Source organism: Providencia sp. PROV269 (assembly GCF_028477785.1).
GTDB lineage: Bacteria > Pseudomonadota > Gammaproteobacteria > Enterobacterales > Enterobacteriaceae > Providencia > Providencia rettgeri.
This window is the reverse complement of record NZ_JAMPLV010000013.1, coordinates 52879-66360: the sequence shown is the minus strand read 5'-3', so window position 1 is coordinate 66360 and position 13482 is coordinate 52879. Positions and strand designations below refer to the sequence as shown.

General features: G+C 40.3%; 12 protein-coding genes. 8 read left to right on the top strand and 4 right to left on the bottom strand.

Going from position 1 to position 13482, the window contains the following annotated elements; all coding sequences use genetic code 11:
- Window positions 1–239: 239 nt before the first annotated feature.
- On the top strand, window positions 240–1580 hold the full coding sequence (locus PR683_RS15215; RefSeq protein ID WP_196718814.1) for a 2-carboxy-D-arabinitol-1-phosphatase: 1341 nt from the start codon (window positions 240–242) through the stop codon (window positions 1578–1580).
- Window positions 1581–1661: 81 nt separating this feature from the next.
- Here PR683_RS15215 and PR683_RS15210 read toward each other — a convergent pair whose 3' ends face one another.
- Entirely contained in the window at window positions 1662–1877 is a 216-nt protein-coding gene (locus PR683_RS15210; RefSeq protein ID WP_004913488.1) for a YccJ family protein, read from the bottom strand.
- 181 nt (window positions 1878–2058) lie between these two features.
- Between PR683_RS15210 and rhaB the strand changes: the two genes are divergently transcribed.
- From rhaB to rhaM, 6 genes are all read left to right on the top strand, one after another.
- Entirely contained in the window at window positions 2059–3507 is a 1449-nt protein-coding gene (rhaB, locus tag PR683_RS15205; RefSeq protein WP_117162776.1) for a rhamnulokinase, read from the top strand.
- 44 nt (window positions 3508–3551) lie between these two features.
- On the top strand, window positions 3552–4802 hold the full coding sequence (locus tag PR683_RS15200; protein WP_164528517.1) for an L-rhamnose isomerase: 1251 nt from the start codon (window positions 3552–3554) through the stop codon (window positions 4800–4802).
- A gap of 10 nt (window positions 4803–4812) precedes the next feature.
- Window positions 4813–5634 carry a rhamnulose-1-phosphate aldolase gene (gene rhaD / locus PR683_RS15195; protein WP_004913496.1) on the top strand — a complete coding sequence of 274 codons (822 nt, stop codon included), beginning with the start codon at window positions 4813–4815 and terminating at the stop codon, window positions 5632–5634.
- Between the two features lie 74 nt (window positions 5635–5708).
- Window positions 5709–6743: an L-rhamnose/proton symporter RhaT gene (gene rhaT / locus PR683_RS15190; protein WP_004913498.1), complete on the top strand. Its 1035-nt coding sequence runs from the start codon at window positions 5709–5711 to the stop codon at window positions 6741–6743.
- A gap of 39 nt (window positions 6744–6782) precedes the next feature.
- Window positions 6783–7934 carry a lactaldehyde reductase gene (gene fucO / locus PR683_RS15185; protein ID WP_004913500.1) on the top strand — a complete coding sequence of 384 codons (1152 nt, stop codon included), beginning with the start codon at window positions 6783–6785 and terminating at the stop codon, window positions 7932–7934.
- A gap of 11 nt (window positions 7935–7945) precedes the next feature.
- Window positions 7946–8260 (top strand): L-rhamnose mutarotase, encoded by a 315-nt coding sequence (gene rhaM / locus PR683_RS15180; protein ID WP_117162772.1) that lies wholly within the window; start codon window positions 7946–7948, stop codon window positions 8258–8260.
- Between the two features lie 34 nt (window positions 8261–8294).
- On the opposite strand, the gene PR683_RS15175 is transcribed toward rhaM, so the two are convergent.
- Both PR683_RS15175 and rhaS read right to left on the bottom strand, forming a co-directional pair.
- Window positions 8295–9152, bottom strand: coding sequence for a helix-turn-helix domain-containing protein (locus tag PR683_RS15175; protein WP_004913509.1), 858 nt, complete (start codon window positions 9150–9152; stop codon window positions 8295–8297).
- Window positions 9153–9194: 42 nt separating this feature from the next.
- Window positions 9195–10004: an HTH-type transcriptional activator RhaS gene (gene rhaS / locus PR683_RS15170; protein ID WP_109912082.1), complete on the bottom strand. Its 810-nt coding sequence runs from the start codon at window positions 10002–10004 to the stop codon at window positions 9195–9197.
- Between the two features lie 1004 nt (window positions 10005–11008).
- On the opposite strand from rhaS, the gene PR683_RS15165 reads away from it, so the two are divergent.
- Window positions 11009–11236, top strand: a complete 228-nt coding sequence (locus PR683_RS15165) for a DNA polymerase III subunit theta (protein ID WP_272581879.1) — start codon at window positions 11009–11011, stop codon at window positions 11234–11236.
- A 7-nt stretch (window positions 11237–11243) separates the two neighbouring features.
- On the opposite strand, the gene PR683_RS15160 is transcribed toward PR683_RS15165, so the two are convergent.
- Complete coding sequence (locus PR683_RS15160) at window positions 11244–13460, bottom strand: hypothetical protein (protein ID WP_272581878.1); 2217 nt, start codon at window positions 13458–13460, stop codon at window positions 11244–11246.
- Between the last annotated feature and the right edge of the window lie 22 nt (window positions 13461–13482).

Sequence of the window (13482 nt, the reverse complement as noted above, 5' to 3'; positions counted from 1 at the left end):
GCAAATTATTCACTCAAGATCACTAAAATTAAATTAATCACAAAATAAATAGTCATTTTGTGATAGCCATCTTACTTACTTTGGTTTTTACGCCATTTTCAAAAATATCTGGCTAAACAATACAATTAATCCTAATTCATTTTACTTAGATTGGGAGCGCCAATTTCTTATTAATCAATTGGTAGACAGGTTAATTATGCCACTAAGAATGGCATTATAAATAAATTATAGGTGCAAACATGAAAAGAATTAAAACCAAGTTTCTTTTGTTATTTTATATAATTATTTCAATAACCTCCACCAGTGCTTTAGCTACATCAGATAGCGATGCCCTTTATTTTTACCTTGTTAGACATGGACAAACTTATTCTAATATTAAAGAAATGACCATTGGTGGAGGCGGTAATGCTCAGCTTACAACCAAAGGGCGCTATGATGCACGCAGCCTTGGTTTAGGTTTAGAAGATGTCGATTTTATCGCCGGATACAGCAGTACATTAGGTCGAGCTCATGAAACCGCCAGTAATATTTTAACTGGCCGTAACATAGATATTATTGAGATTGAGAACTTAAAAGATATTTCTTGGGGTAACGCTGAAGGCGGTAGAATTGATGACTTAACGAGCCAATACGGCCATTCTGGTAATGAATTTGAATACTACTTTGGGAACTATAAAGATAAAAACTTCAAATCTGTCGTCAACACTGAAAGCATGTATGACTTTTCCCAACGCTTCGAGTCTGCATTATTAGATATTGCTAACCGTCATAAAAATGAAACTGGTAATATTTTAGCCGTTGGCCACTCATCAATGGCATTTTACTTGCAGAAATATCGTCAAGATAAGCCATTATCAGGGTTAAGCAATACTGCCGTTTCGGTATTAAAATATAAAGATGGTCAATTTACGCTTATCGACTTTAATAATACGGATTATTTAAAATCAGGTTATGCAAAACAAGAGAAACTTCCGCCTCTTGAAATCTCGATTGTCATCAACCCAATGACTATTTTAAATGATGCCAATGTAATGGAAGGCACCTCAGACTCCGATCTCAGTAAATCAGGTGTTGCGGCGGTTAATCAATTGAAACAACACATTAACCCTACTGACTATTTGGCGGTTTATAGCAGCACATTAAATAGAGCCAAATATACTGCAAACCACTTATTTGAAAATAGCACCCTACCAATCCAAATTAATCGTAATTTAGATGAAATTTTCCTTGGCCTTTGGGAAGCGGAGAAAATCAGCACATTAGAAAAAGACCCTAAAGGCCAGTTTACCAAATTACATTCAGGAAAAAATGTGTTGAGCTTTGAATCCCCAGTCGATGGTGAAACAGGAGCTATTGCAGCCTACCGATTAGAAAGCTTACTTAGAGATATTGGTATCCAAAATGAATTCCATACTGGAAAAATCATGGTGGTTACTCACCCGATTATTTTCAGTGCGTTTTTAAATAAAGTTCAGCCAGAGTACCAATTCATCCCTAAAAAAGACTTACAACTGATTACCCTGCAATATAAAAATGAAAAATTCAGTGTCAAAAACATCCAGTCTTTTAATGGTAAATAAGAGAAATTAACACCTTATAATCGCCAATAAAAAACCTCGCCATTGCGAGGTTTTTATCTCTTCAGAAAAACTCAAAACGAATTATACATTTTTCCTTTCGATAGTTTCTTCCCCCCAATATAGCCTATCCGCAGTGGTCTTCGAAAAGGCCAGAGGTAAAACTTCATCAGAACCTTCCTCCCAAATTTGTTCTGCTAACACTTCATCATTATTCGCTAACTCAAAAATAGCTTGAGCAATTTCAATTGAGGTTTCTCTAACTTTAGCCCATTCAGCTATATCGTGAGGCTCTTTCATTATTCGCTCCTGATTAAATGGTTCTGGTAAAAATACTGAGAGATTTCAAGTCTGTGAATAAGATCACTACGACTTTAAATATATTGCCATTTTTCCCTTTTAGTGGCGCTCCATTGAACGCGCTCACTATTCACTCTCTCTAGTATATGACTATAAGTTAAGTAATAGAGATAAAAAAGTCATGAATATTCGCCATGTTGTTGCTATTGATTTAGGCGCATCTAGCGGTCGAGTCATGTTGGCTTGCTATGATGTGCATAATAAAAAATTATCATTAGATGAAATTCATCGTTTTACAAACCATTTGATCACTGAAGGCAACCATTGCTATTGGGATCTTGACGACATTGAGAACCAAATCCTGATTGGCTTACACCGTGTAGAACAATCTGGCATCAACATTGACAGCATCGGGATCGACACTTGGGGTGTTGATTATGTCCTACTTGACCGTGAGGGTCATACCGTTGGTCGCAATTTCTCCTACCGAGATAACCGCACGCAAGGTGTCATGGAACAAGTTCAAACCGATCTCGGTGTTCAAAATATCTACCAAAAAACAGGGATCCAATTTCTCCCTTTCAATACCTTATATCAATTGAAGGCATTGCAACAATCACACCCCCAATGGTTGGAACAAGCACACCATTTATTATTGATTCCTGATTATTTAGCATACCGTTTGACCGGGCAAGTCAACCATGAATATACCAATATTACCACCAGCCAAATGGTTAACCTGCAAACAGGTGATTGGGATGAGGAGTTAGTCGAATATTTACAATTGCCACGCCGTTTATTAGGTGAAATCAAGCAACCGGGTAATGTCATTGGCTATTGGATCACACCGAAAGGCCAAAAAACCCCCGTGATCGCCGTAGCAAGCCATGATACGGCCAGCGCTGTCATTGCGGCTCCAATAGCCGATAGCCATAGTGCTTACTTAAGCTCAGGAACTTGGTCATTAATGGGCCTCGAGCGCACATCCCCTTGTACATGTGAAAATGCATTTGTTGCCAACATTACCAATGAAGGAGGAATTAATGGCCACTACCGAGTCCTAAAGAATATTATGGGGTTATGGTTATTCCAACGCATTTGTCTTGAACACGATGTGCAAGATATTTGCAGCCTCATTACCTCAGCAGAAGCTATCCCAGCATTCACGTATCTGATCAACCCGAACGATAACCGGTTCTTGAACCCGGAGTCGATGAGCCAAGCCATTAAAGAAGCTTGTCAGGAAAATCAACAATCCGTTCCAAATACTGCCGCTGAGCTAGCTCGTTGTGTTTTCGACAGCTTAGCACTGCTTTATCGTCAAGTGTTCCTTGAATTACAGCAGATAAATCATGCCCCATTACAACAACTGCATATCGTCGGTGGCGGCAGCCAAAATGCCCTACTTAACCAACTCTGCGCCAACACTTGCGGGGTTCCTGTGAGCACAGGTCCGATTGAAGCCTCCACCTTAGGAAACATTGGGTATCAGTTGATTGCCCTCAACACCATTCCAGATGTACCAACCCTGCGCACCATTATTGCAGAAAATACCGAACTTTGTTGGTTTCAACCTCAAAGCATCGCACTGGATGAACCTTGGAAACGATTTAAAACCATTACGGGCTAACTCAAGTTATTAACCGTATATCGATAAGTTATAAGGAAAATTTCATGTCTAATTACAAAGAAAGTTATCTTATTGCCAAACAACGTTTTGCTGACCTTGGTATCGATACTGAACTAGCGATGCAAGCTATGGCTGACTTGCCTGTATCAATGCATTGCTGGCAGGGAGATGACGTAGCCGGCTTTGAAAAATCAGCAACCGCTTTAAGCGGCGGTATTCAAGCTACAGGTAATTACCCCGGCAAAGCGACTAATGCGATTGAATTACGTGCAGATATGGATAAAGCAATGAGCTTAATTCCGGGCCCTAAACGCGTTAATCTGCACGCTCTTTACCTCGAAGCTGATACCACCGTCGAACGTAATGAAATTGAACCTCGCCATTTTGCCAATTGGGTTGATTGGGCGAAAAAAAACCATATCGCGCTCGATTTTAACCCATCTTACTTTTCCCATCCGCTAAGTAGCGAAGCGACGCTAACTCACAGTAATAAGGAAATTAGAGACTATTGGATTGGTCATGGACAAGCTTGCCGCCGTATTTCTGCGTATTTTGGTGAGTCATTAAACAGCGCTTCCGTGATGAATATTTGGATCCCTGACGGCATGAAAGATCTCCCTATTGACCGCTATGCCCCTCGTCAACGCTTAGTCGAGTCATTGGATGAAATTATCAGTGAAAAAATTGATATTAAATATCATATCGATGCCGTCGAAAGTAAATTATTCGGTATTGGCGCAGAATCTTACACCGCAGGCTCCAGTGAGTTTTATTTGGGCTATGCCATCACACGTAAAACCGCTTTATGTTTAGATGCGGGGCATTTCCATCCAACTGAAGTCATTTCGGATAAAATTTCAGCGGTCATTCCTTATGTTGAACGTCTATTACTGCACGTCAGCCGTCCTGTGCGTTGGGACAGTGACCACGTCATTTTACTCGATGATGAAACTCAAGCCATTGCCAATGAAATCATTCGCCATAACTTAAAGAACCGTGTGCATATTGGCCTCGATTTCTTTGACGCATCAATTAACCGTATTGCCGCTTGGGTCATTGGGACTCGTAATATGAAAAAAGCGTTACTTCGCGCCTTACTTGAACCAACCACAAGACTACGCCAACTCGAAATTAAAGGAGACTTCACAGCTCGCCTCGCGCTATTAGAAGAACAAAAATGCCTGCCATGGCAAGCTGTTTGGGATGAATACTGTGAACGCAACAATGTTCCTGTCGGCGAAAAATGGTTAGATGAAGTTAAAAAATACGAAAAATCAACATTATTAACACGTTAAGGTGAATTGTATGCAAGATATTCTGACATCTTGGTTTGTTCAAGGAATGATAAAAGCCACCAGCGATATGTGGCTCAAAGGCTGGGATGAACGTAATGGCGGTAATGTGAGCTTACGACTCACTGAAGATGATGTTTCGCCATTTAAACACACTTTTCACGCTGACCCACGTTATATCGAAGCGACAGAGCCAGTTAAAGAGCTCGCAAACCAATATTTTATTGTTACAGGCTCCGGTAAGTTTTTCCGTAACGTTGCCTTAGACCCCGCAGATAACTTGGGTCTGGTTCGTATCGATAACGAAGGTCAGGGTTACCACATTGTTTGGGGCTTTGTGAATGGTGCAATACCAACCTCTGAATTTGCTGCACACTTTCAATCGCATATCACACGTATGCAAGCCACTAATGGCACTAACCGAGTCATCATGCACTGTCATGCAACTAACATCATTGCATTAAGTTATGTTTTACCGCTCGATAGTGCATCCATCACTCGTCATTTATGGGAAATGAGTACTGAATGTTTGGTGGTTTTCCCTGATGGTATTGGTGTGCTGCCATGGATGGTCCCCGGCACAGATGGTATCGGTTTAGAAACAGCGGAACAAATGAAACAACATGGCTTAGTACTTTGGCCATTCCACGGTATTTTTGGCTCTGGCCCAACTTTAGATGATGCTTTTGGTTTAATTGATACCGCAGAAAAATCTGCGGAGATATTGGTAAAAGTTCTCTCCATGGGTGGTAAAAAACAAACTATTTCAACAGAAAATCTGATTGCGCTTGCCAAGCGATTTAATGTCACACCAATGTCTGATGCATTGAAATAAAACCTGTTTCTCTGTGGATACCCCTTTCCTTCCACAGAGAAATTAAAACGATAATAAACAGTGAGGAATAGTTCATGGGCAGTGGAATTTTACTCGGTATTTTTTGGCATTTTGTCGGCGCAGCTTCAGCTGCCTGCTTTTACGCACCATTAAAGAAAGTTAAAAACTGGTCATGGGAAACGATGTGGTCCATTGCCGGTATTTTTTCGTGGATTATTTTACCTTGGACCATCAGTTATATTTTACTTCCTGACTTTTGGGCCTATTACAACTCTTTCAGTGCAAGTATTCTGATCCCTGTATTTTTATTTGGCGCCATGTGGGGGGTTGGTAATATTGGTTATGGCTTGACCATGCGCTATTTAGGTATGTCAATGGGGATTGGGATTGCCATTGGTATTACACTCATTGTTGGTACCTTGATGACCCCTATTATTCAAGGCACATTTGGCGAGTTGATTGCCTCGACTGGCGGAAAACTAACGATTCTTGGTGTCTTAGTGGCTGTTCTAGGGGTTGCTATCGTTTCCTATGCCGGGTTACTGAAAGAAAAGGCGACCGGAGTGCAAGCTGAAGAGTTTAACCTGAAAAAAGGCTTATTACTGGCAGTCATGTGCGGTATTTTCTCAGCCGGTATGTCATTCGCCATGAGTGCAGCCGTCCCTATGCACGAAGCTTCCGCTGCTCTCGGCGTTTCTTCTCTTTATGTCGCATTACCAAGTTACGTCATCATCATGGGTGGCGGCGCATTAATCAACTTAGGTTATTGTTTTATTAGGCTTATTTATCGCCAAGATATCTCTTTCAAATCAGATATCTCTGTCCCCAAAGCCCTACTGATCAGCAATATTTTATTTGCCATTTTGGGTGGCGGTATGTGGTACTTCCAATTCTTCTTCTACGCATGGGGACACGCCAATATCCCATCACAATACGGCTTTATGAGCTGGATGCTACATATGAGTTTTTATGTTCTGTGTGGCGGTATTGTGGGGTTAGCCCTAAAAGAATGGAAAGGCACTGGCAGAAAACCTGTCCGAATTTTATGTTTAGGCTGCTTAGTGATTATCTTAGCTGCAAACATTGTTGGCTTGGGAATGGCAGCATAACGTAACGACTTTTTATTTTAATCGATCGGGAGGTCAGCGATGACCCATAGAATGATACTCAATGAAACCTCATACTTTGGCGAAGGGGCTATTAACCACCTTGTAGAGGAAATTCAAAAACGCCAATTTAACAAAGCACTGATTGTTACGGATGCGGATCTGGTTAAATTTAATGTTGTCAGTAAAGTCACCCAATTATTAGATAACGCTAAATTGGACTACGCCATTTATGATGCCGTTATTCCTAACCCAACCATTGATACCGTCCAACAAGGACTAAAACACTTCAAACAATTTAATGCAGATTATCTTATCGCTATCGGTGGTGGTTCCCCACAAGACACCGCTAAAGCGATTGGGATTATTATCAATAACCCACAGTACGAAGATGTGGTGAGCTTAGAAGGTGTCGCTCCAACCCAAAACCCAGCGGTTCCAATTATCGCCATCCCAACGACCGCAGGAACCGCGGCTGAAGTCACGATTAACTATGTCATCACGGACAACAAACTGTGCCGTAAATTTGTGTGTGTTGACCCCCATAGTATCCCTATAGTAGCCATTATTGACCCATTAATGATGGCATCCATGCCTGCAAGCTTAAAGGCTGCTACTGGCGTTGATGCCCTCACTCATGCCATTGAAGGCTATATCACGAAAGGAGCTTGGGCACTTACCGATGCTCTGCACCTTAAATCCATAGAGTTGATCAGCAATTCGTTACGGCAATCCGTTAAGGGCGACCCGCAAGGCGTTGAAACAATGGCTCTTGCACAATATATGGCTGGAATGGGCTTCTCTAACGTTGGTTTAGGGTTGGTGCATGGTATGGCTCACCCACTTGGGGCGTTTTACAATACACCTCATGGCGTCGCCAATGCCATTTTATTGCCCCATATCATGGCGTATAACGCAAATTATACAGGGGAAAAATACCGCGATATCGCCCGTGCAATGGGCGTAAAAAATATAGACTCCCTACCACTTCAAGAAGCCAGAGATACCGCCATTGCAGCTGTCTTTGCGCTAAACAAAAACGTTGGTATTCCTGAAAAACTGCGTGAAATCGGCATGAAACCAGAGGATATTCCATCCCTTGCTCAAGCCGCCTTTGATGATGTGTGTACTGGGGGTAATCCACGTGATGCAACATTAGAGGATATCGCTGAATTATATCAAGCGATTTATTAGAGGACAGTATCATGATAAAAAAAGCATTTGTGATGCAAGTTGCTCCTAACGCTCACCAAGAATACCAGCGCCGACACGATGAAATTTGGCCTGAATTAGTGCTTACACTCAAAGAACACGGTGCACATCACTATTCTATTTTCTTAGATAACAATCGAAATTTATTGTTCGCCTATGTGGAAATTGAATCACAAGAACGCTGGGATAGCGTTGCACAAACAGAAGTATGCCAAAAATGGTGGAGGTATATGTCGGATATTATGCCATCAAACCCTGACAACAGCCCTATCAGTGATGAGTTAAGATCGGTATTTTATTTAGACTAATATCCCCCAGACAGTGCTAGTCTTTGGCTAGCACTTACCTCAATTTATTTTTCTGTAAAAAACAGCGTCGATATGCGCTTGCGGTCATATTCATTTTTCTATGGAAAACACTCGAAAAATAATTACTATCCTCATAGCCACATTGCCCCGCGATTTCACTGATAGACAATGAAGTACTACGTAATAATAATGTCGCTTGGCACAGACGTAATTGTTGCAGATATTCCATTACCGTCATTCCTGTTTTCGACTTGAACAAACGCTGTAATGAACGCGCGGACAACTGGTGTTCCTGAGCAAAATTATCTAATGAAAATGGTGTATTTATACTTAAATTTAAACAGTTTATTAGCTGATCCATTTGATGTAATAAGCTTATTGGCGCTTGGTCAGGCTGATACCTTAAACGGTAAATATAAATTGCCAGTTGTAAGAATAACCCTTCACAAAGATGAATCGATGGAATATCAGGCTTTTGGCATTCTGATGCTATTTTTTCAATAATTGGCGTTAATGTTGGTAAACTCGAAGGCGGTAGCTTCCAATGCCTAGATATTGCTGGCTGATGGCCTAATGGCACATACTTTTCAATAGATTGTTGAATCAAAAACTCATTAGGCTTATATAATATATTTACCAGTTTTAAATTATTTACAGAGTGATAGCCATGACGATCCTCTGCGTTAATATAAAACAGATCACCACACGTAATCGGGTAATCATCACCATTCCAATGGTGTAAGCCATTCCCGGAAAAAACAATCACAAACTCATTAAAATCATGGCTATGAATAATAAAATCTTCCTGAGAATTCCGTTTTTCTACCGTCACGGTATTTTCAGTTCGAATAAAATAATCGCTGCTGTTGAGAGTGATAATTTTTTGTATCATGGTCACCTCAAAAAAGTGTAAAGATGATCATGGCGATCTTTGTTAATTACTGCAATGACGCAGGTCACGAGGTGTGAAATTATACTCGCTCTTAAAACGCGTTGAAAAATACGCACTATCATTAAAACCACTTTCCAGCGCAATATCTGTAATAGTTTTCTCTGAAAAACGGATTTGATAATATGCTTCAGATAGCCTTAATTTTATTAAATAATTTTGTGGCGATATGCCTAAATTATTTTTCATATATCGATGAAAAGTACGCAGCGAAACCGAAAACTGAGTGGTTAAACTTTCCCAATCAATTTCTTCCATAAAGTTTGCATTCAACCATCGTAACATCTGAATAATACGCTGTTCATTATTCCCCTCACCTACGTGGTTATAACGTCCCTCTTGCAAGTTCATAATTAACTGTAAGAACAAACTTTCAGTATAAGCAGGGTCAGAACCATCACTTTCGTTAAGTTTATCAATAAGCTGTTGCGCTTTATTGCAATGCTCTTTATTTAATAGCCAATGGGAAATGTTTTTTTCAGTGTCGGCAGGAAAAAAATGACTGATATTGTTTAAATAAGTAAAGGCAGAGTCTGAACGATATAACACATTAGTTAAATTGAGGTTAGAGACATTATCAAATAAGTGATAATCGCTGGATTTAATGTAACACACCATACCTGGGCATAATGTATAAGGCCGCCCATTAAGTACATGCAGGCCAACGCCTTGAGTCACCAAAAAAATCTCACTAAAATCATGTGTATGCTCAGGAAAAATAGGCTGAGGTACCCTTGGTTCAACCGCAATGTGCTGCTGTGGTGTGATAAAAAAATCTTCGCTATAGAGTTTCATGAAAGATCTCCCAATAAGTACTCCTCACCTGTATATTCACTGTTGGGTTTATGTCGCGATATTCCATTTACCGTAAATACCCCTACCCTTTCATTCTAGTGATCTTATCCAAAATCACCTTGAAATTACTGCCAAGCAATCACTTGTTATTGGCAATATTTTCAAGAGTTCATCGAATAAATGTGCGAAATGTGACATTGAATACACCAAAGCTACTTCATCTAAGATTACTGTTTTGTAAGAGAAGGCAATTTTCAGGTATTTTAACTCTCTGGCTTATAAAAATAGGATTGGTTATCAATAAACTGTTATCGAATGTAAACATAACCTTATGTTTTCACTTATTAGTTTCTGGATCTATGGCTCCCGATAAAGATCGGTTCATTATTACCGCCAAATGGATAAGTCTGCTTTACTATCACAATGATTTTTCGATTTTAAAGAAACTACATGAGAGGTACGTATTTTTGATCCGCGGTCTGAGTACTTAATTTCATCTATCAATTCCTATTTAAATGAAACGCCCATATCGTATTATCAGAATCGATTTCTATCAAACTGGTCGAGCTTAGTACATTTATAAGAAAGTTAATCTGATAGAAAAATAGTTTGTAGGTATTCATGAGGGCTACTTGGGAAGACTATAAGGTAAAAACCAGCTAATCCACTGAATTTCAGGTATAAAAAAAGACATCGGTTGATGTCCATTGACTTCGGAATGGTACGCCCTACAGGATTCGAACCTGTGACCTACGGCTTAGAAGAGCGTAGAATTAATATTTTATAATCAGTTAATTACAGTCTTTCTCAGTGTTCACAAGCCACAAAGAAGGCAAAGTAATTCAAAGTTGTTTAAAGTCGTTCAATCACATTTAAACTTGAACGTCCCAACCACGTCCCATCATTCTCCTCTCATTTTTGTGTCACAATTTCGACACAGCTCGTCACAGTGATTTTCCCTCCATGCTATACTCCCCTCACTCAATTCCCAACAGAAAACAATCATGCACAATCTCGCAGAACTACCAAAAGAAGATAAAGACAAAGTGAATGTCGATTTAGCCGCTTCCGGTGTTGCTTATCGTGAAAGACTCGGCAAGCCAGTTATTGACGTCGAAATCGAGCGACAACAACCCGAACACTTGCGCGAGTACTTTCGTGAGCGTTTAGTTCATTACAGAGAAGTGAGTAAGAGATTACCGAAAGGATATGAGTACAATCAAGAAAGCTAATACTCAGTTACGCTGTCGCCCCTGTTACTAAGTTTTTCCAACCTGATCCAGTTGCATATGCGATTAATCCCACGCCTGCGCCAAAGCTAGCATTGATGTTATTACACATCTGCGTTCCTGTGCGTTGCAAGTTTGCAGCATCTACGGTCAGCCCAAAGCCAAAAGCTCTATATTCGAACCCTGTTTTTTTCTCACTAGGGATTAAAGACTGTCCATGATTTATTGAGTCGTAAATATCAACTATTCCTGATTCTGTTGTCTCGATTAAACCTGAGCCTGATGACAATAATGTCACATTATTGGCTGACACTCTCCCCCCTTTATGGAATAACGCTAATTTGCCGCTTGTTGTTCCGATTAAATTATTCAAATGTACAGTAGGCGTTGAGCCATCTGTATTCGCGGCAAACTGTCTAAAAATATGACCGTTAGTGTATACGACATCGGAAATAGTAACATTGTGCAATACGCCGCCTCGCTGCTGACATAATGTAGGCAATGTTCCTTTATACTCAACGCTGCCTTTAATGTTCACATTATCAACCACACCGCGAGTTACTAAGCACAATGACCCGAACTGGTCATTCGGTAATGCTGTGTTATTAGATTTGATGCTTAAATTAAAGACGCGAGATTTATCATTACCTGTGCCGTCACCGCAAGCAAAGCCAACTTTAGAGTTTCTTGGTACATCCATATCGATATTGTATGCAATCAAATCAATTGAAGCCCTAACATCGACAACAGGAACACCAAGTACGGCAAGATTTGTCGATACATTTTTAACTGAGAAATTATCAATAGATACTTTACCCAACCCTCTATCGTATAGCTCACATAAAGCGTGACCGTTTTGTGGTATCGCTGCTACTTCATCGACAGAAACGTGACGAACAATAGTATTCAATAAGTCATGGTCAGCCCATATTCTAAAAACCGCGTGCTGACATGAACCGTAAATCCCTTTCACTGAAACGTGTTTAAATTCAACGCCATCATTCCCTGCAATCTTCACAGCGCATAATGTATTGTCATTATATAAACCCTCAACATCGATAAATGTAAAATCTCCGCGAGTTCCAAGGTCATAAGACTTGTAATCTCCTCCCGTCATCGCAAATAAATCGTCGCCCGTATGGCCTCGTAAATTACGAACATAGGCGTGATAGATTGGCGGCTGTAAATGTAACCCATCGGAACCGTTATCAAATTGCAGATTTTGAGCATCCAAATAATCAATATTAGCAACGAGATAAGCGTATTTAAATGCGCCACCAACTTTTAACCCTCCACCTAATTTTAAGCGCTTAACCCCTGCAATACAGATAGCGTGAGTATTTAATCCACCCGGTGCTGTACCCGATTTATTATAATTGACCTCACCGCCACCATGTATGCCTAAATAGTTAGACTTTTTACTTAAATCAGACGGATTAGCAATTGTTGTGTACCAGTATTGACTTGCAAATATTGGGCGATTTGTTCCAGCAACATTGATAATGTTTGTACCAGATTCAATAACTATATCTGTATTATCAGGAGGTAGTAGCACGCCATTAACATAAACGCTACCCTTACAATCAAAAATAAATTGCGCTATATAACTCTTGCCGCTCAACGCTGCGAATGTGGCATTTATCCTTGCTGTGTTTTCTGCTGCGGTAGAATTAGGGGAAACTCCAAAATCAGACATAAAATAAACCTGTCCAATGCGTACATCTAACGGCATTGGCATGCCGGGTCCATTTGGATTTGTGTAAGTAACCAGTGATGAACCAGCTTTATTTTTTAAATCCGAACGCAATGCCGCATCGCCAACACTAACCCAAGCACCTTTACCTATACCGCCAGTTGATTGTGGAGTTGAACCTGCTGGTACTTGTTTAGGTAAATCACCATCCCAACGATAATGGTCGCCATCGCCGTCAGGCAGTTTCCAAAGCACCGTCCCATTTCGGCTAACGACTTCAGCTCCTTCTTGGAATGTTCCTGCTGGGGCATATCCTGCTGCTAATAATGCTTGTTCAGATTCAATTTTAAACTTGGTGACTAGCTCATTAAAAATCCACTCCATTCCTGCCGCTGTTAAATGGCAGCTCCCAAAACGGTCAATATATTTATGTTCTAGTGATGTGGCCCATATATCTAATAACCCTGAGTTAAAGAAAAGGTCTTTGATATCACTACTTGGGACTGGTTTCTGCGTTGGCTTGACTTCTCTCATGCTTATTATTTCCAATAAAAAA

Coding starts and splice junctions, on each gene's coding strand:
- rhaB (WP_117162776.1), top strand. CDS start 2,059: ATGAATATTCGCCATGTTGTTGCTATTGATTTAGGCGCATCTAGCGGT.
- fucO (WP_004913500.1), top strand. CDS start 6,783: ATGACCCATAGAATGATACTCAATGAAACCTCATACTTTGGCGAAGGG.
- rhaD (WP_004913496.1), top strand. CDS start 4,813: ATGCAAGATATTCTGACATCTTGGTTTGTTCAAGGAATGATAAAAGCC.
- PR683_RS15215 (WP_196718814.1), top strand. CDS start 240: ATGAAAAGAATTAAAACCAAGTTTCTTTTGTTATTTTATATAATTATT.
- PR683_RS15160 (WP_272581878.1), bottom strand. CDS start 13,460: ATGAGAGAAGTCAAGCCAACGCAGAAACCAGTCCCAAGTAGTGATATC.
- PR683_RS15165 (WP_272581879.1), top strand. CDS start 11,009: ATGCACAATCTCGCAGAACTACCAAAAGAAGATAAAGACAAAGTGAAT.
- rhaS (WP_109912082.1), bottom strand. CDS start 10,004: ATGAAACTCTATAGCGAAGATTTTTTTATCACACCACAGCAGCACATT.
- PR683_RS15200 (WP_164528517.1), top strand. CDS start 3,552: ATGTCTAATTACAAAGAAAGTTATCTTATTGCCAAACAACGTTTTGCT.
- PR683_RS15210 (WP_004913488.1), bottom strand. CDS start 1,877: ATGAAAGAGCCTCACGATATAGCTGAATGGGCTAAAGTTAGAGAAACC.
- PR683_RS15175 (WP_004913509.1), bottom strand. CDS start 9,152: ATGATACAAAAAATTATCACTCTCAACAGCAGCGATTATTTTATTCGA.
- rhaT (WP_004913498.1), top strand. CDS start 5,709: ATGGGCAGTGGAATTTTACTCGGTATTTTTTGGCATTTTGTCGGCGCA.
- rhaM (WP_117162772.1), top strand. CDS start 7,946: ATGATAAAAAAAGCATTTGTGATGCAAGTTGCTCCTAACGCTCACCAA.